This window comes from Bacillus sp. UMB0893 (assembly GCF_002858905.1).
In the GTDB taxonomy this organism is placed as follows: Bacteria; Bacillota; Bacilli; order Bacillales; family Bacillaceae; genus Bacillus_P.
The window spans coordinates 331,724-354,245 of the sequence record NZ_PKLB01000001.1; the positions used below are offsets into that span (position 1 = coordinate 331,724).

Genomic DNA, 22,522 nt, shown 5'->3' on the forward strand with positions numbered 1-22,522 from the left:
AATTCTCCCTGTGATGGATCAGCAGGGAGAATATTTTTTAGAAAAGGAGCCTGTTAAATGAAGCAATATGCAGAGGCTGATTTAAAGCGCTTTTGTGAAAGTGTGCTGATGAGGATTGGGATGAATCAAGACAATGCTTTGATTATTTCTGATTCGTTAATAAAAGCAAATTTAGAAGGAATTGATAGCCATGGAATCAGCAGGCTGCCGATCTATTCAAAACGCTTTAATGATAATCGTATAACCTTAAATCCGAAAATTCGGTTTGATGAACAGAGTTCATCCGCTCTCATAGTAGACGGTGATAATGGACTTGGTCATGTTGTCAGCTTCTTTTCCATCGAAAAAGGAATAAAAATGGCAAAGAAGTCAGGTGTTGCGGCCATCGCAATTCGCAATAGCAACCACTTTGGAGCAGCTTCTTACTTTTGTCAAATTGCCTGTGAACATAATGTCGCATGCATCGGATTTACGAATTCACCTCCTGGTATTGCACCATGGGGAGGGAAACACGCATTTTTTGGCACGAATCCAATCGCTTTCGGATTTCCGACTGGTGATGATAAGCCTGTCATTATTGATTTATCAACAAGTATTGCTGCTAGGGGGAAAATTATCATGGCTGCAAAACAGGGAGTGAAAATACCTGATGGCTGGGCAATAGATGAAGATGGATTGCCAACGAATGATCCAGAAGCTGCATTAAAGGGTTCTGTATTGCCCGTAGGAGGCGCAAAGGGTTCTGCTTTGGCCTTAGCTGTAGAAATCCTGACAGGTGTTTTATCTGGAGCTGCCTTTGGTCCCCATGTGAAGAATTTATATAACGATGACGAAAAAAATCATGCCAATGTAGGTCATTTTTTTATTTTGCTGGATATCGAAAAATTTATGAATATGGAGTTATTTTTCACTTCATTAAAGAATCTATTAAATGAAATGAAAATGGTTGACAAGAAACCAGAGATTGAAGAGATTCGCTATCCAGGAGAGCGAAGAAGAAGAGATGAAATTCAGCGCAGGCATAATGGGATACAGCTGTCACCCGAAGTAGTAGAGGAATTGATTCTGCTTGGAAATCATTATCGTGTTGAATTTCCATCTCCAATAACCAATGAAATGGTTTTATAAACGGATGAAAGAATTCCTAATAGATAATGCCCATTCATAACGGATGATAGATTTATTCTTATCACAGATGAATAGGCATTTTTTTATTCTATTTAGTCTGTTGTTTCCGATAAGCTGTTGCTGGTAATCGATTTTTCCACACTGTCCAAATGTTCCTGCATGCATTGCTGTGCTAAAGCTATGTCTTTCTTTTTAATGGCTTCAAGAATTTTAATATGCTCCTGAACAGATTGATAAGCTCGCCCAGGTATTTGCACTGATTTCATACGTGATTCTGAAAGCAAATCGACCAGGTAATTCATAATTCGTATAAGTACAATGTTTTTAGAGTTGTCAGCTAATGTCAAATGAAACTTGTGATCAAGTTCTGCCAGACGAACAAAGTTATTTGGATCTTTAGCTGTTTCTATAGCCTCTTCAATTATTTTTTCGAGTTCATTAAACTGATCTGTATCTGAGTTTTCAATAGACCATCTTACTGTCCACTCTTCCATAATTTTTCGGACAGAAAAAAAATCTTTGATTTGATCGGAAGAAACAAAAAAAGCTTCTGTCATTTTTTGAATTTGATGTTCAGGAGTCGCTACGAAAACTCCTGTGCCATGTTTCGCAGTCAGATAGCCGTAAGCTTCCAGAATTTTATAAGCCTCACGAACTGTATTTCTGCTGACAGACAGCTCAATTGCCATATCTCGTTCACCAAGAATTTTATCGCCTGCTTTATATTCTCCATTTTGAATTTTCTTTTTTATATTATCTGCAACTTGCTCTGAGACACCTTTTCTATTAAATTCCATCGTATCGCCCCGATTCCTGCCTTAAATAAATTAAATAGTCCAGCCTGCAATTGGCCCAACCTTACCTTAATTAAATCATTACATAAAGCAGTTTTCAAATAATTATTAAAAAATGGCCGTCATGAAAGAGACAGCCAACTCCTTTAAAGATGTGTGAAGAGTATTCCGAGAATGACTAAAGCTGCAGTACCTAAAGCACCTGTAAATAGAACCTTGGTGCTTAGTTTTTTAAATTCCTTGAAATTAACTCCAAGTCCTAAACCAGCCATAGCCATAGATAATAATAAAATGCTTAAAGCAATTAGAAATTGTGTAAGAGGTTCTGACAAAATACCTATCGTATTGACGAGGCACATAGCCAAGAAACCGAAGATAAACCAGGGAATGGGCAAATCTTTGAATGTTTGTTTTTTTAGGGGCTGCTGATCCTTTTTCTTGAAGAATAACCCCAGAACAAATGCAACAGGAATCAATAGTGCAACTCTTCCTAATTTTACTAAAATAGCAGTATCACTGCTTACATCACCGCCTGGTGCGGCAGCTGCAATCACATGGGCTAATTCATGAAGAGTTGAACCTGTCAGAATTCCATAATTATATGGATCCAATCCAAGAAAAGGATATAGAAAAGTATAGAAGATGGTCACAATTGTTCCTATTATTGCGATAAATGCTACAGAAATAGCAGTTAATTCCTTTTTTGCTCCGATAAGGGGGGCAACGGCTACAATAGCGGCTGCTCCGCATACGGCAGTGCCTACTGCAATTAAAGCGGAAAGGTGACGGTCAATCGACAGCAGCTTTCCAATATACATCATCAAAGTCAAAGTAAACACAATAACAATAACGTCTATTAAAATAATAGAAAAGCCAGCAGAAAGAATTTGTTCAAAATTAAGTCTTAATCCCATTAATATAATGCCGGCACGAAGCAAAAACTTGCTTGTAAACGTAATGCCAATTGGAGAATCAGCTGGTACATCCATAATTCCTTTCCAGGCCATTCCTAAGATGATCGATATGATCATGACACCCATTACTGAGAAAAATGGCAATTTTCCAATCATTCCTGCCAACAACGCCAAAACTAAAGTTAACAGGATGCCTTTCACTAATCCTTTATGATGATTTGAAAATTTTGGTCTTGAATGAGAACGGAAGGACATTGGGGCATGATTTTTTACTTTTGCGGCACCTGAATGATTCAAAGTAATTCAATACCTCCTTCAAAATTGAATTCTCTATAAAATTACGAATCTGACATATGTTAATTGGTATAGTGACCCAACCACTTAATATTATTAAACCACTTTTTACAAACTGAATCAACATTATTTTAGAGAATGAACAGGACATTTTATGATTTGGTTTAATAAATAAAAAAAGAAATAAATCTTAATTTGGATGTAAGAAGTTTTTTTAATTGCTTTTAGAGTTTTTATTAACTGAATATTTAAAATATAGTTGCATTTTAATTCAGTGTGTGTTTAACTTTAGTTAATATGGTTGGGTCACTCTACCACAAATGCGTCAAAAGTAGCAGGAGGAGTGTGAAAGAATGCAGGATCTATTTAAATGATCCTGCAAAATGGTTTTCATTTTAATATTTGCAATCAGCTATCCACCATTTTTATATCAGATTTACAACAGGAAACTATTTAAAATGAAAATCTCTGAATTATGGGGTTGGTTATTTTGTAAGTGCTTACATAATCATGAGGGGGGATTATTGTGAAAGGATTTTTTTATCTATTTCTTGTTATTGCTTTACTGACTGCCACCGGCTGTTCAAATGCTGCAGCAGGCAATAAACCGTCTGCAGAGTATGTCCTTAGACTGGGCCATTTACAGACAGAAACTCATCCATATCAAAAAGGGGCCATAAAGTTTAAAGAATTAGTTGAAAAAAAATCTGAAGGCAGAATACAAATTGACATCTTTCCGAGCAGTCAGCTTGGAAATGGAAGAGATCAGATTGAAGGCGCCCAAATTGGATCTATTCACTTTCATATTGGATCTGTTGCACCAGTAACTAATTTTGCCCCGAAATTTAACATTTTGAATTTGCCCTATTTATTTGAAAGCCGAGAGCATGCATTTCGGGTTCTTGATGGTTCTATTGGCAAAGATATTGCGGATGATTTGCAAAGTAAAGGACTGATCAATTTAGGATATATGGAAAATGGCTGGAGGCATCTTACAAACAATAAGAAACCAATTAAAACGAGTGAGGATGCATCCAACATGAAACTGAGAGTGCAGGAGTCTCCGCCTTATATCTCATTTGTCAAATCTCTTGGATCGACACCTGTTCCAGTACCATTTGGAGAGCTGTACACAGCACTTGAGCAAAAAGTAGTTGATGGACAGGAGAACCCGCTTGCACAAATTTACTTGAATAAACTGCATGAGGTTCAAGGTTATCTGACACTAAGTGCGCATAATTATGATGCTGCCATATTCCTGATGAGTAAAACAACCTTCGATACATTACCGCCTGAACTTCAAACCATCATAGAAGAATCTTCACAAGAAGCGATTAAATATGAAAGAAAAGTAGCATTAGAGGAAGAAAGTAAATTGTTGGATGAGCTTAGGAAAAGTGAGATACAAATTGAAGAAAATCCTGATTTAGAATCGTTCAGAAATGCAGTTAAGCCTGTTTATAAAGAGTTTGAAGCCTCAATCGGAAAAGAATTATTCAAAGAAATTGATAAATTAAAATAAGAGGGGGTTAACAGGATGGAGGCATTAAAAAAACTAAGCCATAAAATTGATCAGATAAGCCGATTTATTATTATCTCGTTATTTGTAATAGCATTTGTTGCTACTGTATATCAAGTATTCTCGCGTTTTGTTCTGCAAAGTTCGTTTGTTAATAATTCTTTGCCGATGATCAACTTTTCTATTTTTAACCTAACTTGGATTGAAGAGCTGATTCGGTATCTATTTGTATGGATCGTTTTTCTTGGGATTGGAATTGTATATAAAAATAATGGCCATGCAAAAGTAGAGATATTTTACAGTTACTTATCTGAAAAGTGGCGAATAAGATTATCAGGATTTGTAGAAATTGTAAACTCTTCTCTTTTTATCTTTTTAATGTTCTATGGTTCTAGCATTCTAAGATTTACCAGTCAGCAAATTTCTCCTTCTATGAGTCTTAATATGTCATTTATCTATGGCACTGTGTTAGTTTTCTCAGTAATATGTCTGGTGCATTCCGCAAACAATCTATGTGAAATTTTTGTTGCTAAATCAAGTAAAATCCATGTTACTGCTAAAGAGATTATGAAAGAGAACACAAACATTGTTTGAGAGAGGAGGAGGTCCTGAATGACAGTAGGTATTATCGTAATTGCGGTTTTGTTCTTCTTAATGATATTAGGTGTTCCAATTGCAATATCTTTAATATGGGCGTCCATTGCAGGATTTATATCTAGTGTTTATTATATACCTCTTGAAGTTGTACCGCAGCGCATGTTAACATCTGTAGATTCTTTCCCGCTTTTGGCCATTCCATTTTTCATGCTCACTGGAGAATTTATGATGTCAGGAAGCATGGGCAAAAGAATTGCGGGTTTTGCCTTTGCGACTGTTGGGTGGATTAGAGCAGGTTTAGCACAAGTGTCTACATTAACAAGTATGTTCTTTGCAGGCATTTCTGGGTCAGGGGCAGCAGATACGGCAGCTGTTGGTAAAATGATGATTCCTATGATGGAAGAAAAAGGGTATGATAAAGGATTTGCCGCCGCTACTGTAGCCAGTGCCGGTACAATCGCAGTCGTTATTCCCCCTTCGATACCAATGATTGTTTATGGTGTAACAGCAGGAGTTTCAATTGGAGATCTTTTTACTGCTGGAATTATCCCAGGTATATTAATTGGTATTTCAATTATGATGTTAAACTACTGGATCACGAAAAAGAAAAGGTATTCTGAAGAAATGGGAAAATTTGAATTTACTTCTTTCCGGAAGGCTTTCATAGATGGAATATTAGCTTTAATGCTTCCTTTGATAATTATACTAGGTATTCGAGGAGGAATCTTTACACCGACTGAAGCAGGAGCTGTCGCAGCTGCTTATGCTTTTATTTTAAATAAGTTTGTGTATAAAGATATGGAATGGAAAGACGTACCGGAATCATTTCTGAATGCAGCAAAAATGACAGCAATGGTTGTGTTTATCATTGCCGCAGCCAATCTATTCGGCTGGCTGCTGACAGCTGAACAAATACCTCAGGTGCTTGCAGGGCTTGTTACAGCATTCTCTGAGAATAAGTACATCATTTTACTTCTATTTAACATCATATTCTTTATTGCAGGTTGTTTTTTGAATGCTTCAGCAGCCATCACGATCCTTACTCCTCTTCTATTGCCAATTGCTTTAGCTGTAGGAATTGATCCTATCTTTTTTGGAGTAGTTATGGTCGTAAATCTTTCAATAGGACTTATCACCCCCCCTGTTGGTTTAGATCTATTCATCGTTCAAGGGATTGCCAATGTATCGTATGATAAACTCATTCGTTCAATCGTTCCTTTTATCCTAATCATGGTGTTTGATTTGCTCCTTATTACTTATATTCCTGCTATTTCAATGTTTTTAACTACTTTGTAAAGAAAATTATCTGCTTTAATGGATCTATTATTATCAGCTTCTATTAATAAAATATATTTTGTTGAAAAGAATTGCTGCTGGCAATTCTTTTTTATTGAAGGAAAAAAGAGGATTAAAACAAATTAATATATAAAGGAGGCTAAAGCTTATATGAAATTAAAATTCCAAGAATTCCCCCTTCCTCACCCAGACTCAGGTCCTTATAGCATAACAGCCGGTCTGGACGGGTCTCTTTGGTTTACTGAAAATAAAGGAAATCGGATAGGGAGAGTTTCTGATGCAGGAGTAATTCAAGAGTTCGAAGTTCCAACGTCAGATGCTGGTCTTTCAGTCATCACAGCTGGATCTGATGGGCATTTATGGTTTACGGAATATAAAGCAGATAAAATTGCGAAATTGTCTATGGAAGGTGAGATAACGGAGTATTCATTGCCAAGCAGCCAATCAGGCCCATACGGTATAACAGAAGGACCTGATGGAGCCATTTGGTTCACTGAACTGACAGGCAACAAAATTAGCAGACTGTCAGCATCAGGAGATTTCAAAGAGGCTGCATTACCTTTTCCAGGAGCGTTTCCATCTTTTATTGTTGCGGGTTTAGATGGAGCCCTCTGGTTTACTGAAAATCAAGGAAATAAGATTGGAAGAATTACATTGGATGGCGAGATCACAGAATACGAGATACCAACTGCAAAAGCAGGTCCAGTGGGAATAACAAATGGTCCTGATGGTGCACTATGGTTTACTGAAATAACAGGAAACCAGATTGGCAGAATTACAGTCTCTGGAGATATAAAAGAATATAAACTACCAGCAGAAAATGCAAAGCCTCATGCGATTACTGCTGGAAAAAATAACGATTTATGGTTCACTGAGTGGGGGAGCAATAAAATTGGGAGAATCACAACTGAAGGGATTATTGAAGAGTTTCAGATTCCGACTGACAATGCTGAGCCTCACGGAATTGTACTTGGAAAGGACGGTGCCATTTGGTTTGCAGAAGAATGCAATCAAATTGGAAAATTGACTAGAAAAGGCTGAACTTTGAGAGATAGCATTCTGCATTTTTATGAGAATGGTATCTCTCTTTTTTTGACTGTTTTTCTCATATAGATTGCAGGTATTCGTCCTAAAGCATATTAATAACGTTGAACGCACCTTAGAAATGAGCCTTTTCTTTATAAAAACTTAATAAAAACTTTCCTTTTCATATGGAAGAACTTAGCATATAATTAACTGTACTAATCATATTAATACAGTAGATACGATATTGAAAGAAGTTGGGAGGGCGGATATGTTTGATCTCGATCCAAGAAATAGAAAACCAATTTATGAACAGCTGGTGGAGAGGTTCGTTGAGCTGATTATCAGCGAGGTGCTGAGTGTGGATGAACAGCTTCCTTCTGTCAGGACACTTGCCCAGCAGCTGACAATTAATCCAAACACGATTCAAAGAGCCTATCGCGAGCTTGAAAGTCTAGGATATATATATTCGATCAAGGGGAAGGGCAGCTTTGTCAGCTTATCGAGTGAGCGGTCAAAATTAGAGAAGCTGAATAGTGTTATGGCTGAGCTTGAAAGGCTTGTAGCTGAAGCTATTTCTTTAGGAATGACAGTAGATGAGCTGCAGCAGTTTATTTTTACGATCAATCAGATAAGCGGAGGAGGGCATTCAAGTGATTCACCTAAGTAATGTTAAAAAAAGATTTAAGGATATTGAAGCAGTGGAGGATGTCACACTTCAGGTGAAAAAAGGATCCATTTATGGACTTCTTGGATCAAATGGTGCAGGGAAAACGACATTGCTGCGAATGATTGCAGGCATTCTAAAGCAGGACACAGGAGAAATTTCAATCAATGGCAATCATGTATATGAAAATCTAGAAATGAAAAATCGCCTGTTTTTCATTCCGGATTATCCGCTTTTTTTCTCACAATATACAATTAAACAAATGGCTAAATTTTATCAGCATACGTATGAAAACTGGAATCAGGAACGGTTTACCCGTTTAGGGGACGTTTTTAAAATTGACGTCAATAAAAAGATTCAATCCTTTTCAAAAGGTATGCAAAGACAAGTTGCATTCTGGCTTGCAATGTCAACGATGCCAGATGTGCTTATTTTGGATGAACCAATTGATGGTCTTGATCCGGTGATGAGAAAAATTGTTAAGAATTTAATTATTCAAGACGTAGCAGAACGTGAAATGACGGTTTTAATATCTTCGCATAATTTAAGGGAAATTGAGGATTTGTGCGATCATATTGGTATTTTACATAGAGGAAGCCTGCTTCTTGAAAAAGAAATCGATGATCTTAAATCAGATCATCATAAAATTCAAGTTTCCTTCAGAAATGAATTACCTTCAAACTGGCTGGATGGTCTTGATGTTGTATACAAAGAAAAACGCGGAAGTGTCTTTTTATTTATTATCAGAGGAAAAGAAGAAGCGGTGTCAGCGCATATAAAAGAATTTCAGCCAATCATTTTTGATCTTTTGCCGCTTACTTTAGAAGAAATATTTATTTATGAAATGGGGGGTGCAGGCTATGATGTCAACAACATCCTTGTTTAATAGAGAATTGCTTACTCAAATTCTCAGGAGCAATGGCTGGATTGCGGCGCTGTATTTATTAGGATTATTTTTTGCCTTGCCGTTATCAATGATCATGATTTTTACCAGTGACCAGCAAAATGCAATCCCTGCTAGGCTGGATAATCTATTTTCTCTCTTGATTGAGGTGCAGATCATGCTGCTGATTGCTGTACCTGTTTTGTTGGGAGTGTTTCTATTCCGCTATTTTATGGTTAAGCAATCAGCTGATCTGATTCATAGTTTACCAGTGAAAAGGGAGAAGGTTTTTCATCATTATGTTGTTATGGGAATTGCTTTTCTGGTCATCCCTGTTTTATTGATAGCTTTATTTATGCTTGGACTGCATCTTCTATTCCATTTGGACATGTATTATAGTCTAGGAGATATTTTTTATTGGACAGGTGTGAGCATTCTATTTAATCTGCTATTCTTTTTTGCCACAGTCTTTATTGGAGTTCTAACGGGAATTTCGGCTGTGCAGGGAGTCTTAACGTATATTTTTCTATTATTTCCTGCGGGAATTATGTATCTCCTATTCTATCAGGTGAACTTTTTCTTGTATGGTTTTTCAAGGGATTATTCTTTGAAACTCAGTATAGAGAAAGCATCACCCATCACTTTTTTGATTAATATCAACCATGAAGTTTTATCAATTGTGCAAGTGTTAATTTACATTGCTGCGATCATCTTATTTTATGTATTATCCATTTATCTTTATAAAAACAGAAAGCTTGAGAGAGTATCAGAAGCATTTGTATTTAGCGGCGTAATCCCTGTTTTCAAATATGGAACAGCCTTCTGCTTCATGCTATTGGGCGGTACGTATTTTGGAGAAACACAGGGTCATTGGATATGGCGGATCTTTGGATATGCAGCGGGTTCCTTATTCGGCTACTTTATTGCCGAAATGGTGTTGCAAAAATCATGGAGAGTGTTCAAATCAATTAAAGGCTATTTTCTCTTCTCTGCTGTGATGATTGGAATATTTGGAGTGTTTCAGCTTGATGTAACTGGATTCGAAAAAAGATTGCCGCAGACAAGTGAAATAAAGAAAGTTTACTTTGGAGATAGCCCATATTCTTATATGGATGATCCAAACGTTCGTTTTTTTGAAGAGGAAGAAAACATTGAAACGGTTCAGAATCTTCACAAGGAAATCTTAGAAAATGATGAACGTAATCAGAGTGCATCTCGTTTTAGCCGTTCCGCATTTTTCATCTATGAATTGCATTCCGGGAAACAGATTGTAAGAGAATATTTGATTTCAAATATTGATGACTATGCATCATTGTACAAGCCGATTGTTGAATCGGAGGAATATAAAGAAATGCATAACGAGATCGTAACAATTGATCCTGATGATGTTGACAAGATTTCGATTTACTCACATAGAGATTCACTTCAAGATGGTGCATCAATAACTGACGAAAAAGACATTCAAGAAGCGATCAAGTTAATAAAAGATGATATTTATAGTGAAACATATGAAGAAACCGAAACTTCTTCTGCATTAGAATCTAGTATCGAAGTTCTGCTTGCGAATAATAAATCAATTCATCTGACATTAAAGAATTCATATGAAACAGTGAATCAATGGCTTAAAGATAAAAAATTATTTGACTTGGCGACAATAAATGCCGATGATGTTTCACATGTGTGGGTGATGAAAAATGATAGACACAATCAAGAGGATCTTCTCAATATGGATGTTGAAACTATCATTAGCACGATGGAAAGCAACGGGATAAAACTAGAAAATAAAAGTGAGATTCAGGAAAGCCTAGATGCTTTTCAATGGGATTCCGACGGCTTATACATGATTGCCGTTATTTATAAAGGAAATGACTTTCATGATATCGGAAGTTTTTCAGGAGATGCCGCTCCAGATTTTATCAGAACAAAACTAGATTAATTGAAAGATGGGTGAAAGATTATTATGCCCGCAGAAGCAGCAGTGAAATACGAACAAATTTATTTTAATGATATTTACCAGTGCTATTATTCATCTGTTTATCGCATAGCCCTGCGTATAACGAGAGATCCTCATCTGTCTGAAGATATTGCCCAGGAAACCTTTCTAAAGGCTTTTCTGAAAATGGATACGTTATTCGAAAAAGAAAAGCTTAAGAATTGGCTATCTGCAATTGCAAGGAGAACAGCCATTGATTTATTTATAAGAAAAAAGAGAAATGAGGTTTCAATTGAAGATGACTATTTGACTCTGGCCGATCAAGGGGAGCGAATAGAGGATAGAATCGACTATTCCTTATTAAAAGAAAAAACGCAATATGTTATTAATACCCTTAAATCTGATTATCGTGAGATCATGATCTTAAAACTATTTTTTGAAATGAAAGATCATGAAATCGCTGATTTTCTTTCTTTGAACACATCAACTGTTAAAACAAAAATTCATCGGGCCAGAAAACAGATAAAAGCTGCATTTTAATGAAAGCACCTAGTTCCCATAGGTGTTTTTTCTTTACAAAACCAATACGAAAAAATTACAAAAATCTGATAGTTTCCGACATGGTTTTCACGCTACTCTAGTAAATAGGTCGTAAGAATAGCAGATGTCCATTAAACCATGTTCAGGAGGAAAAGGATGAAAAGCACAAGTTTGTTTCGTAAGTTAGGCACATTTTCGTTAGCTGGTGTTTTATTGCTGACCAGTAATCCGGCAAGTTTTGATTTGACAAGCGCTGAAACAACTGCTGAGACAAAGGTAATCATTAATGAAGTATATGGCGGCGGAGGAAAGACTTCAAAAGATGGTGCGGTCGAAGCTCCTTTTAAAAATGATTTTATTGAGCTGTATAATCCTACAAATGAAGATGTGGCATTGAATGGTTTTGTTCTTACTTACACAAACAGCAGCGGTGACACCGTTCAGACATATGAGTTTAACGAAAAACATGTTATTAAAGCAAATGATTATTTCCTCCTTCGGGGCGAGGCGACAATTGGAAATGAGGGAGACAAGGACTTCGGCGAAATATTCGAAGCAGATGTCTATTTTGATGCACCAGAAGCAGGTATTGGAATGAGTGATGAAAAAGGAAATGTGGAGCTGAAAAAAGAAGAATCCGTCATTGATGCTGTCAGTTATGGCGAGCCAAAAATCATAAAAGGCGAAGGATCTCCGATTAGCGGCTTGACCTTCGAAACGTCGGCACGAAGAATGGCGTTTGCAGATACAAATGAAAACAGTGCAGACTTTGAAGCTGTAAAGCCATCACCAACAATGTCTGGGAAAAAAGAAGGCGACGTGGCCTTGATTGAAATGATGAAGATTTCGGATATTAAGTCCGGAGAAAATCTTTCCGGTAAGCAGATTACTATGGAAGGAATCGTTTCAGCAGGAAGCATAAAAACAAGTGCAGAAGCTGCAATGCCTGTCACTTATGTACAAGATAGCAGCGGAGGAATAGCAGTAGCTGGGCTGGATGCTAAAAAAGGACAGCGTGTGCGTGTAACGGGTACGGTCCAAGACGTCAATGGCACCCGTACCCTGTTAACGCAGGAGACCATTGTTCTGGATGAAAAAGAAGCCGATGTTCCTGTTTTGTCAGTTCCTGCAAAAGATGCAGCAGCGAATGAAGGCTTTCTGGTCAGTGTGACTGGAGACATTACAGCAAAAACAGAAAATACATTGACAATTGATAATGCACTTACTGTGTATGTAGATGCTTCAATAGGTTCAACGAAGGATTATAAAACGGGAGATTTCATATCTGCATCAGGTGTCATTGCTTTAAATGAACAGAAACAGCCAATACTGGTCCTTAGCAGCTTAGGAAATATCGTTTTAAATGAAGCAAAATTGCCGAACACGCTTGAACTTGAAAAGATAGCAGGTTTCAGTACAGGTGTGACGGATGAAGAAGGCGGAGTGGCTGAGATTGTGAAATACAACTCAGATAACCGAAAGTTTTACGTAATTAACGGAAAGAGCCAAACCATTGATATTGTAAGCCTTAATGAATTAACATCCGATAAAGGGCAGAATCTTCAAAAAGAAAAATCCATTAATATCGCAGCTGCAGTCAATACAGCAGCTTTTCAATACGGGGATCTAACTAGCATTGAAATCAATACAAATCATAAAGTAATCACTGCAGCGGTTCAAGATGCCGACTATACAAAACAAGGCAAGATTGTTGTGATGGATTATGATGGAAAGATTCTAAAAACTTTTGATGCAGGCATTCAGCCTGATATGGTGAAAATGACAGACGATGGAAAATATATTTTGTCAGCCGATGAAGCTGAACCAAGAGAAGGACTAGAAAATGGAGTCGATCCTGAGGGATCGGTAACTATTGTAAACTATGAAACTGGTGAAGTAAAAAAAGTGAAATTTAATGATGCCAGTGTCATTGATAATAATGTCCATATCCGCAATAACGGAACGAAAACAGATGCAGTTCGGGACCTGGAACCAGAATACATTGCGCTTTCTAAGAATGGAAGCAAAGCGTATGTCACCCTGCAGGAAAACAATGCAATTGCTGCAATTGATGTTGCTGCAGGCAGCGTTTTATCAGTTAAATCACTGGGCTATAAAGATCATTCTCTCACAGGTAATGAGCTAGATGCCGCAAGAAACGGAAAAATAGAGATTGAGCAGCTGCCGATCCTTGGCGCCTATATGCCTGATTCAATTGTACAGGTGGAAATGGGCGGGGTGAGCTATCTGATTACTGCAAATGAAGGCGATGCAACAGAATGGGAAGAGTTTGAAAACATCGCTGAATTTGCTGATGTTAAAGACAGCATAACTCTTGATTCGTCCCTTCTTAAAGGGATGACTGGTAAGGAAGCAGATGCAGCTCTAGATAAAATGAAAAATTCTGGAGATTACGACAAGCTTGAAGTGCTGACAGACCGAGGAACAGATGCTATCTATACACTTGGCGGCAGATCATTCTCCATTTGGAAGGCAGACACGATGGAGCTTGTCTACGACAGCGGCAGCGATTTTGAAAAAATAACAGCTCAGCGTTACCCTGAAGTATTTAACTGGTCAAACGATGACACAGCATTTGAAAAACGAAGTGCAAAAAAAGGACCTGAGCCTGAAGATGTAAAAGTTGGAATGATTGGCGATGAAGTATTTGCATTTGTAGGCCTGGAAAGAATCGGCGGAGTCATGACGTATAACATTTCAAATCCTGAGAATTCTCAGTTTGCAAATTATATCAATACAAGAGATTTTTCAGCCGTGATTGCTGGTGATGTTGCGCCTGAAGGACTTGATTTTGTACCGGCGCAAATGAGTCCGACAGGCCGTCCGCTTGTACTTGCTGGAAATGAAGTGAGCGGGACGGTTGCAGTAAATGAAGTACAGGTTGAACCTATGAAAGAAATAGAAGGCATTAAGCTTGATCGTACGGAGGCAAGCCTGGAAATAGGGGAAACAATAGAGCTTAAAGCGTCGATTCAACCCCAAGACACGACTGAAAATAAAGCTTTAACATGGACTAGCTCAGATGAAAAAACTGCAAAAGTTAGTGGCGATGGAGTAGTCACGGCTTTAGCTGAAGGAAAAGCAGTTATCACTGTTCAGACTCATGACGGGGAACATACTGCAGAAGCATTGGTTACGGTAAATCAGCCAGCTGCTGTTCATGAGGAAGAAACGGAAGAAGAGGAAACCATTGATGAAGAAGATACAGTTGTAGAAGAAATTGAGAATGACACAAACTCGAATCAAGATTCAGATGAAACTGCCAGCAACACACTTCCAGAAACAGCAACTGCAAACTATCAATATATCCTATGGGGTTTGCTGCTTGCATCGGCTGGAGGAATTCTGTACTTGAACTACAGACGCAAAACCTCAAAAGAGTAAAATAAAAAAAGCAGGAACTCCGAACCGTTAGGCTGGAGTTTCTGCTTTTTTCTTTGGTTTTTTAACAGGAACTTGATTCATGCCAAGTTCTTTTGCTTCTTTTGTTAATGCCTTCATTAAGCTTATGGTCATCAGTGCCATGATGACAGAAAATGGCAAGGCTGCAATAATCATTGTGTTCTGCAGAGCCTGCAATCCGCCTGAATAAAGGAGGACAAGAGCGATCGCGGCCAAGAATACGCCCCAGATCACTTTTACGCTGCCGCTCGGATTTTGCGAGCCATTCGTTGTCATCATACCAAGGACGAATGTTCCAGAGTCTGCCGATGTAATGAAGAAGGTACCGACTAAAAGCATGGCAATAATAGAAAGAATGGTGCCCATTGGATAATTTTCAAATACACCAAAGAGTGACTCTTCTGTTGCTAATGCTGAAATTTTCGCGACTCCCTCATGTTCAAGCAGGAGAGCTGAACCGCCAAAAGTTGCAAACCAGATAAATCCGATAAGTGAAGGAATAAGCAAGACGAAAATAACAAACTCACGAATCGTTCTGCCTTTTGAAACACGTGCGATAAAGATGCCGACAAAAGGAGACCATGCAATCCACCATGCCCAATAGAAAATTGTCCAGCCTTTGATCCAGCTGCGGTTTTCTTCATCAAGAGGAGAGATACGGAAGCTCATATTCATCAGGTTTTGCAGATACGTTCCGATCGTGTCTGTAAACAGATTAAGCGTAAATAAGGTTGGTCCAAAAATGAACATTAAAAGGAAAAGAGCAAATGCTAAAATCATATTGGCGTTACTGAGTATCTTTATTCCTTTGCCTAATCCGCTAAGCGCAGAAAGGACGAAAAGGATTGTAAATACGACAACAATAATGAATTGAACTGCCAAATTTGAAGGAATGTCATATAAGAAGGATAAACCTCCGTTAATTTGCACAGCTCCAAAACCAAGTGTTGTGGCTACGCCAATTACAGTTGCAATAACAGCGATGACGTCAATTGCTTTTCCGATCGGTCCATTTGCATGGTCACCGATAATAGGTTTCAGTGTCGCACTGATTAATCCAGGCTCGCCTTTTCTGAATGTAAAGTATGCCAGGACTAATGCAACAATTCCATAGATGGCCCAAGCATGGATCCCCCAATGGAAAAAGGTAAATCTCATTGAATTCCGAATCGCTTGATCTGTGCCGGTTTCACCAGTAGGAGAACTGATCGCATAATGACTGATCGGCTCAGCCGCTCCCCAGAATACCAGACCGATTCCCATTCCCGCACTAAAGAGCATTGCAAGCCAGGTTGGTCGTGAAAACTCAGGCTTATCCTCCTGTTTCCCAAGTTTAATCCGGCCAATCGGACTTACCAGCAGATACAAACAAACGAAAACAAATACCGTGACAATAATCAGATAATACCATCCAAGTTTATCTGTAATAAAACCTTGCATACTGCCTGTGACACTCTCAAGTGAAGATGGTGCAACTACACCAATCAAAACAAGAAGCGTCAAAATAGCAGCTGAAACATAAAAAACAGCTGAAACATTTTTCATATTAAAATAAAATCTCCCATCTTTGATAGATTCGCAGAGGGCTTTACTTCAATTGGAAAACACAAAAACATGCAAAACCAACAATTTCTACTTTTCTCTTTTTTTATGAAGCAATAGTAACTAACCCTTAAAGATTGCGTTAATAAAATACGTTAACTAATCATTTTCACTTAGCTATTATTTCCTCATGAACACTAAGCTGCCTGAACATTAATTCAGGCAATAACACCTTGTTTTTGGATGGATATTTGATTGTCTGTTTATTTTTCTGTCTCGCGGACAAACTGCTCGAATGCGGGGGAGTTATGGGTATTTTCCTAAAAGATACTTCAATAGTATATACTACTGAGCAGAAAATGTCTGTTCCTAAGGAGTCTTTTAACAAACTTGTAATCGGGAAATTAGAATGATTGTTTCGCAGATTTTTGTGTTTTGAAGCAAACCTATGAGAACAATTCCCTATATGATCGGGATACAAACCAAAAATGAACATTTATCCATCATCTATTATTTTTTCAATCAGAAGAAAAACTAAATATGGATCATTTTTCCTGAAAAATATGAAACTTTCTGTCTGGTGATTCGTACCTATAGTACGGTTCGAAAAGCTTAGGAGAATACATATTTTTTAAACGTCTTCCAATCTTTGCTCACGAATTGAATTTTAACATCCGATCAGGATGAAGATGACCAGGGGGAAATGAGAATGTCGATCGCTAAAGCCTATTCATGCAATGGAAGAAGTTCATGGACAGAAGATGTACGTACAGAAAATGAAGGGTATCAATGGATTGTAAATACGTCTGACAAGGGATATGTTCAATCTGGCACAGAAATATGCGGAGTTGTTCTAAGCAATACTACTATAGACTTTGGATCTGCGTACCTGGCCAAAAATGGCTATTCCGGTAACAAGGCTTCGTATGTAACGGGTATCCAAAGAACACTGTCATGTCTTGGGTATTCACCAGGTGCAGCTGATGGTATATTCGGAAGTCAAACGGAAAGAGCAGTCAAGGAGTTTCAGGCGGATAAAGGACTTGCTGCAGATGGTATTGTTGGAAAGGATACGTATTATTGTCTTTCAACTGCGAGAAGCTAGATGGAAAAACTGGTTCCTTAAGGGGGAATCAGTTTTTTTGTGAATTTAGGAGGTGAATGGTAGAAAGTATTTTACATGTTTTGGCAAGTAATTCAGGTGTTTTGAGAAGTGAATTTAACGAAAAGGAATGCACTTTTGAAGATTAGCCTTGCAAATTCATCATAAACCTATGAATAAAAAAGAAAGAAGCTCTGACAATTGTTAAATTGCCAGAACTTCCATGTTTAACGCTTATTTTTTGCCCATCCATACAATCTGCACAAATGATTTCTGCATCAATCCGCAATTTGGCTTTGATTTCATTAAATAAGATCCTGGCCTTTAATTCTTTCTTGCAGGTTGATCATTTTGTGCATTTTCAGACTTAATCATCAAGCTTTAGTATTCTCATTGGATCAAATTCAACTAGCTCCGCACCTTCTGGAGGACTTGTATCAAATAATTTATGACCTTTTTCTACTTCAATCACGTTGAATTCGAGAAGTTTTGGTCCATCATCATTGGGCAATCTTTCTCCATTTTCTAGCCTATACTCATTAATAATCCAGTTTGTTTCCTTGTCAAACCAGTATTCAACCATTGTTCCGTCACCAAAGTCAATTTCATACATATTGGCTTTACGCCCAACAATTGTCGTTTCTCCTAAATTTTTAATTTGATCAGGATCGAGATCCTGAAAGATGTCCTGTGTCATTTGCGAAACTGTACCGCTCAACTTTTCAGACGTATAAACATTTTCTTCTTTATAGTAGGTGATGAGCACGCTGCCATCTATAATTTCAAGATTTCCATTTTCGTACTCACGTCTGCTTTTAGAACCTGACTGATAAGAGATAAATTTATTTCCTTTAGGAGTTTCATGAACCGTATAAATGATCCTTTCTATATTCTTCTTCTTCTCTTTATCCTCACCCTTATGCTCGAGCGGTTTGTCCATTTCCAAAAACTTATTCCCGATTAATTCGTTCAGCGCTCTTTCAATCGCTGCTTTAACTGGGGGTGTGTTCCACGCGGCAAGGCATATAATGAATAGGGATGCACAAATGAGTGCTGCGCGTTTTAAATATTTATATGGATTTGGTTTCTTTACCATTTTTTGCGGAAGGATGGCGACTTCATCTTGAAGGATGACGTCCAGCGCTTCTTCTACTTGCAGAAATTGTTCAAAGGCTTCCGAACATTCATCGCATTCTCCAATATGTTCAAGTAAGGTATCTTGTTCAGCCTCTGATAGCTGATCAAAGATCAGAATCTTCTCTTGGCATTTCTCGCAGCTCATTTATAGCACCCCCTTACTTTTAAGAGCGTCCATTAATTTCTTGCGGCCCCGAAATACTCTTGTCTTCACTTTTGCAAGGGAAATTTTAAGTGCTGCAGCGATTTCTTCATATGAACGGCCTTGATTTCTTAAGACGAGGATATCTCTTGTTTCTTGATCAAGTGTTTGAAAGGCTTCTTTTACTTCCCCAATCATTTCTTTTGATAGAAAAGCTCTCTCAGGTGTTTCAGGTTCTACATTGACATGATGTTTATATTCTTCACTCACATGCTGAACCGTATCTTGATTGCGTTTCATTTTTCTTAGATGATCATAGGTTGTGTTTTTCGATAGTATTGTTATCCAAGCTTCGATATTTTCAGGAAATTCTCTCTCTTTTTCTGTAAAATACCGAAAGATTTTGATGGAAGCGTCTTGAAGGATGTCGTCAACAAGAGAAGGATTCTTGATTAATTTCCTGATTGTCTTCTCCATTCTTGGACGGTGCGTTTCAATCAGCTTTTCAACATTCACTGTATCCAATCTTCCCCACCCTTTTTGCTTACTGTAATGACGTCAATAAAATCAATAAGTTTCAAGAATATGTAAATTAGCTGATAAAAAATCCAAACCTATGTCATTATATCAAAGGAAAGCTTGTTCAAATTAAATAATTTTAAGATAATGGAAACTTTTTTCCTGCTGCTGCGTATTACAAATGAATACATAAATTGACAGAAAGAAATGAGGGACTAAAAACATGACGCAGTATGCACTTGAAGTGCAGTCTCTGACAAAGAGGATTGGTAAAAAAACGATTGTTGATGATGTCAGTTTTCAGGTTGAAAAAGGAGAAATATTCGGACTGCTCGGTCCAAATGGAGCAGGCAAAACAACCATCATTCGAATGATCGTAAGTCTTATCAATCGCACAGGCGGAAAGGTTATCATTAATGGCCACAATTTAGATGATTCTTTCAAGGAAGCAATGAGTGAAATCGGTGCGATCGTTGAGAATCCGGAATTCTATAAATATATGAGCGGATTAAAAAACATCCGTCATTATGAACGGATGGCTGTAAAAGAGATTTCAGAAGAACGCCGAAGCGAAGTCATCAAGCTGGTTGGTTTGGAAGATGCGATTCACCAAAAGGTAAAAACGTATTCTCTTGGAATGCGTCAGCGGTTAGGCGTTGCGCAATCATTGCTGCATAGTCCTTCTTTATTGATTTTAGACGAACCGACAAATGGACTTGATCCACAGGGGATTAGGGAATTCAGGGATTATTTGCGGGGACTTGCTAATCAGGGGATTTCAGTTTTAGTATCATCGCATCTACTCTCTGAAATGCAGCTGATGTGCGATCGTTTTGCCATAATTGAAAAAGGAAAATTAATCCACATTTCTTCAATCAACGAATCATTTGATGAAAATGAAAAAATAACGCGCGAGGTTCTATTTGAAGTGAGTGACTCTTCCAAGGCAGCGATTCTCATAAAAGAAAATGGTTTATATAAAGAGGCGATTGAAGTGAATGGTGAACAACTGAAGCTTCATATTGACAAGGAAACGACCATGGAAATCAATCAGCTCCTTGTTTCAAATGGAATTGGCGTTTATGGAATTGCAAGCCATAAAGCTACCCTCGAGGATCGTTTCTTAGAGCTGACGAACAAAGAGAAGAAGGAGCAAATGATATGATCGGGCTTATTCAAAATGAATTGATGAAGATATTTACGAAGGCGTCCAGCTGGGTCTATCTGGTTTTAATCGTTGTGATGGTGACAGGAGCTGGTTTGATTTATGACAGATTTACAGACGAGCCAAGTGAGGATTGGCGTCAGGATCTGCAAATGGAAATTGGTCAGCTGGAGAAGGATTTGACAGAAACACCTGCAGAAGAACAAGAATGGCTTCACATGCAAATCGCTGAAAAGCAAATGTATTTAGAAGAAGATATAAACCCTAATGCAGAGAGTGCTTGGCATTATCTTAATGATATCGTGTCTATGATGACAACCGTTGTAACATTATTTGCAGTTATTGTGTGCAGCGCAAACGTAGCATCCGAATTTTCTGACGGAACAATCAAACAGCTGCTGATTCGCCCCCATAGAAGGTGGGCCATTCTCCTTTCTAAATATATCTCAGTAACATTATATTCGCTGCTGTTGCTGGCAGTATTAATGATTATGGGTTATTTAGCAGGACTTGTGTTGTTTGGAGCAGGCAGCTTCAGCGAAAAAATGTTTGAGATGTCAATGGATGGACAAATGAATCCAGAAAACATCGTTGCGGTTGGGGATCAAGTTTTTCTGAAACTTCTTTATTTCTTGCCAAGTCTAGTTATCGTTACAGCAATTGCATTTATGCTGTCAACTCTATTCAAAAGCCAGGCACTTGCAGTTGGAATTGGAATCTTTGTTCTCTTTTTCTCATCGACAGTGGGGAATGTCATTCTCTTTGTAGCTGAAAAATACGCGTGGACAAAATTTTTGATTTTCCCGCATCTCGATCTTACGGTTTATGCGTATCAGGATAAGATTCTAGAAACGATTACGCTTCCAATTTCTTTAACCATTTTAGCTGTCTATTATGCGGTTTTTATGACAGTGACGTTTCTTTATTTCCAAAAAAGAGATATCAGTATATAATTTTCCTCCTTAAAAGAACCTATTTATTTGGTTCTTTTTTGAATTATAGAGTAAAATAGGTGAAAAAGAAAAGTGGAGTATTCAGGAGGAGAAACAACTTGCACAGAAATCAAAAGTTCTACAACTATTTACAGCAGCGGGCTCATCATTTGACAGAAGAATGGTATCAAACTCTTGATCAATCCAAAACTGGCGGTGTTTATGCATCCAATGATCCTGAAGTTATTCAGGCGCTTAAAGCGCAGAATCAGCAATTTCACCAGCAATTTATACAAGTCTTCGCAGAAGATGAGATCGATTTTCTCGAACTTTTTGAAGAGTGGGTCGTTAAAACGGCTCAGGATGGCGAACATTTAAGTACGCCGATTCAGTTCATTATAAAAGAATTTATGAGAACGAGAAGCCAATACTTAAATGAAGTGGCGACTTTCGTAAGCCTTCATCCTGATGAATATTCCCAAGGTCTGATCGATGCTTGGAAAGATATTATCGTCAGAGCGCACGATCAAGTCATTTATAAATTTGTTGAGGAAACTCAGAAAAGCTCAGAGTTACAATTAAGAGCACAGCAGGAAATGATCTATGAACTTAGCTCGCCTGTGATCAGACTTCAAGATGACACAGCATTGCTTCCGCTTGTAGGTGACATTGATACAGCAAGGGCTAAAATGATTCTTGAAAATACACTGAATCAATGTGCTGAAAAAGGAATTTCTCATTTGTATATCGATTTATCTGGTGTTGTAATGATTGATACGATGGTAGCACATCAGATTTTCCAGCTTATTGATGCATTGAATTTAATTGGCATTGAATCAACCCTATCTGGCATTCGCCCAGAAATTGCTCTGACTTCCATGCAATTAGGACTTACTTTTGATAAAATCTCCATTAAATCGACGCTTTCTCAGGCACTCGCTACTTATACAGCAGAATAATGTACAATCCTTT

Annotated in this window: 19 protein-coding genes; 14 read left to right on the forward strand and 5 right to left on the reverse strand. The window is 37.9% G+C overall.

Translation table 11 applies throughout. From position 1 onward, the window contains the following. The first annotated feature begins 57 nt into the window (after window positions 1-57). Window positions 58-1,128, forward strand: a complete 1,071-nt coding sequence (locus CYJ36_RS01710) for an Ldh family oxidoreductase (protein ID WP_101564212.1) — start codon at window positions 58-60, stop codon at window positions 1,126-1,128. 92 nt (window positions 1,129-1,220) lie between these two features. On the opposite strand, the gene CYJ36_RS01715 is transcribed toward CYJ36_RS01710, so the two are convergent. Both CYJ36_RS01715 and CYJ36_RS01720 read right to left on the reverse strand, forming a co-directional pair. Further along, complete coding sequence (locus CYJ36_RS01715; protein ID WP_101564213.1) at window positions 1,221-1,925, reverse strand: FadR/GntR family transcriptional regulator; 705 nt, start codon at window positions 1,923-1,925, stop codon at window positions 1,221-1,223. A gap of 143 nt (window positions 1,926-2,068) precedes the next feature. Then, a complete protein-coding gene (locus CYJ36_RS01720) occupies window positions 2,069-3,133 on the reverse strand; it encodes a YeiH family protein (protein WP_257962364.1) in 1,065 nt (354 codons plus the stop codon). 523 nt (window positions 3,134-3,656) lie between these two features. Here CYJ36_RS01720 and CYJ36_RS01725 point away from each other — a divergent pair. The 9 genes from CYJ36_RS01725 to CYJ36_RS01765 all read left to right on the forward strand — a co-directional run bounded on the left by CYJ36_RS01725 (window position 3,657) and on the right by CYJ36_RS01765 (window position 14,993). Next, window positions 3,657-4,652: a TRAP transporter substrate-binding protein gene (locus tag CYJ36_RS01725; protein ID WP_101564214.1), complete on the forward strand. Its 996-nt coding sequence runs from the start codon at window positions 3,657-3,659 to the stop codon at window positions 4,650-4,652. A 15-nt stretch (window positions 4,653-4,667) separates the two neighbouring features. Continuing rightward, the gene (locus tag CYJ36_RS01730; protein ID WP_101564215.1) at window positions 4,668-5,243 is read left to right on the forward strand and encodes a TRAP transporter small permease; all 576 of its coding nucleotides are present in this window, start codon (window positions 4,668-4,670) and stop codon (window positions 5,241-5,243) included. Window positions 5,244-5,261: 18 nt separating this feature from the next. Further along, a complete protein-coding gene (locus CYJ36_RS01735; protein WP_101564216.1) occupies window positions 5,262-6,542 on the forward strand; it encodes a TRAP transporter large permease in 1,281 nt (426 codons plus the stop codon). A 150-nt stretch (window positions 6,543-6,692) separates the two neighbouring features. Continuing rightward, window positions 6,693-7,583: a Vgb family protein gene (locus CYJ36_RS01740; protein WP_101564218.1), complete on the forward strand. Its 891-nt coding sequence runs from the start codon at window positions 6,693-6,695 to the stop codon at window positions 7,581-7,583. A gap of 253 nt (window positions 7,584-7,836) precedes the next feature. Continuing rightward, window positions 7,837-8,235 carry a GntR family transcriptional regulator gene (locus CYJ36_RS01745; RefSeq protein ID WP_101564219.1) on the forward strand — a complete coding sequence of 133 codons (399 nt, stop codon included), beginning with the start codon at window positions 7,837-7,839 and terminating at the stop codon, window positions 8,233-8,235. Beyond that, on the forward strand, window positions 8,219-9,118 hold the full coding sequence (locus CYJ36_RS01750; RefSeq protein ID WP_101564220.1) for an ABC transporter ATP-binding protein: 900 nt from the start codon (window positions 8,219-8,221) through the stop codon (window positions 9,116-9,118). The genes CYJ36_RS01745 and CYJ36_RS01750 overlap by 17 nt, the downstream gene beginning before the upstream one ends. Beyond that, window positions 9,093-11,051 carry an ABC transporter permease gene (locus CYJ36_RS01755; protein WP_101564221.1) on the forward strand — a complete coding sequence of 653 codons (1,959 nt, stop codon included), beginning with the start codon at window positions 9,093-9,095 and terminating at the stop codon, window positions 11,049-11,051. The genes CYJ36_RS01750 and CYJ36_RS01755 overlap by 26 nt, the downstream gene beginning before the upstream one ends. A 24-nt stretch (window positions 11,052-11,075) precedes the next feature. Next, window positions 11,076-11,588, forward strand: coding sequence for an RNA polymerase sigma factor (locus tag CYJ36_RS01760; protein ID WP_101564222.1), 513 nt, complete (start codon window positions 11,076-11,078; stop codon window positions 11,586-11,588). A gap of 156 nt (window positions 11,589-11,744) precedes the next feature. Then, a complete protein-coding gene (locus tag CYJ36_RS01765; RefSeq protein ID WP_180850003.1) occupies window positions 11,745-14,993 on the forward strand; it encodes a choice-of-anchor I family protein in 3,249 nt (1,082 codons plus the stop codon). A 27-nt stretch (window positions 14,994-15,020) separates the two neighbouring features. On the opposite strand, the gene CYJ36_RS01770 is transcribed toward CYJ36_RS01765, so the two are convergent. Further along, complete coding sequence (locus tag CYJ36_RS01770; protein ID WP_101564224.1) at window positions 15,021-16,556, reverse strand: glycine betaine uptake BCCT transporter; 1,536 nt, start codon at window positions 16,554-16,556, stop codon at window positions 15,021-15,023. Window positions 16,557-17,262: 706 nt separating this feature from the next. Here CYJ36_RS01770 and CYJ36_RS01775 point away from each other — a divergent pair. After that, window positions 17,263-17,658, forward strand: coding sequence for a peptidoglycan-binding domain-containing protein (locus CYJ36_RS01775; protein ID WP_101564225.1), 396 nt, complete (start codon window positions 17,263-17,265; stop codon window positions 17,656-17,658). 364 nt (window positions 17,659-18,022) lie between these two features. Here the strand turns inward: CYJ36_RS01775 and CYJ36_RS01780 are convergent, their stop codons facing one another. Both CYJ36_RS01780 and CYJ36_RS01785 read right to left on the reverse strand, forming a co-directional pair. Continuing rightward, window positions 18,023-18,937 carry a hypothetical protein gene (locus CYJ36_RS01780; RefSeq protein WP_101564226.1) on the reverse strand — a complete coding sequence of 305 codons (915 nt, stop codon included), beginning with the start codon at window positions 18,935-18,937 and terminating at the stop codon, window positions 18,023-18,025. Then, window positions 18,938-19,450, reverse strand: a complete 513-nt coding sequence (locus tag CYJ36_RS01785; RefSeq protein WP_224773444.1) for an RNA polymerase sigma factor — start codon at window positions 19,448-19,450, stop codon at window positions 18,938-18,940. It abuts the gene before it with no gap. A gap of 226 nt (window positions 19,451-19,676) precedes the next feature. On the opposite strand from CYJ36_RS01785, the gene CYJ36_RS01790 reads away from it, so the two are divergent. The 3 genes from CYJ36_RS01790 (at window position 19,677) to CYJ36_RS01800 (ending at window position 22,509) form a co-directional block, all read left to right on the forward strand. Further along, window positions 19,677-20,618 (forward strand): ABC transporter ATP-binding protein, encoded by a 942-nt coding sequence (locus CYJ36_RS01790; RefSeq protein ID WP_101564228.1) that lies wholly within the window; start codon window positions 19,677-19,679, stop codon window positions 20,616-20,618. Next, complete coding sequence (locus CYJ36_RS01795) at window positions 20,615-21,571, forward strand: ABC transporter permease (protein ID WP_101564229.1); 957 nt, start codon at window positions 20,615-20,617, stop codon at window positions 21,569-21,571. The genes CYJ36_RS01790 and CYJ36_RS01795 overlap by 4 nt, the downstream gene beginning before the upstream one ends. Window positions 21,572-21,669: 98 nt before the next feature. Further along, window positions 21,670-22,509 (forward strand): STAS domain-containing protein, encoded by an 840-nt coding sequence (locus tag CYJ36_RS01800; protein WP_101564230.1) that lies wholly within the window; start codon window positions 21,670-21,672, stop codon window positions 22,507-22,509. The last annotated feature ends 13 nt before the right edge of the window (window positions 22,510-22,522 follow it).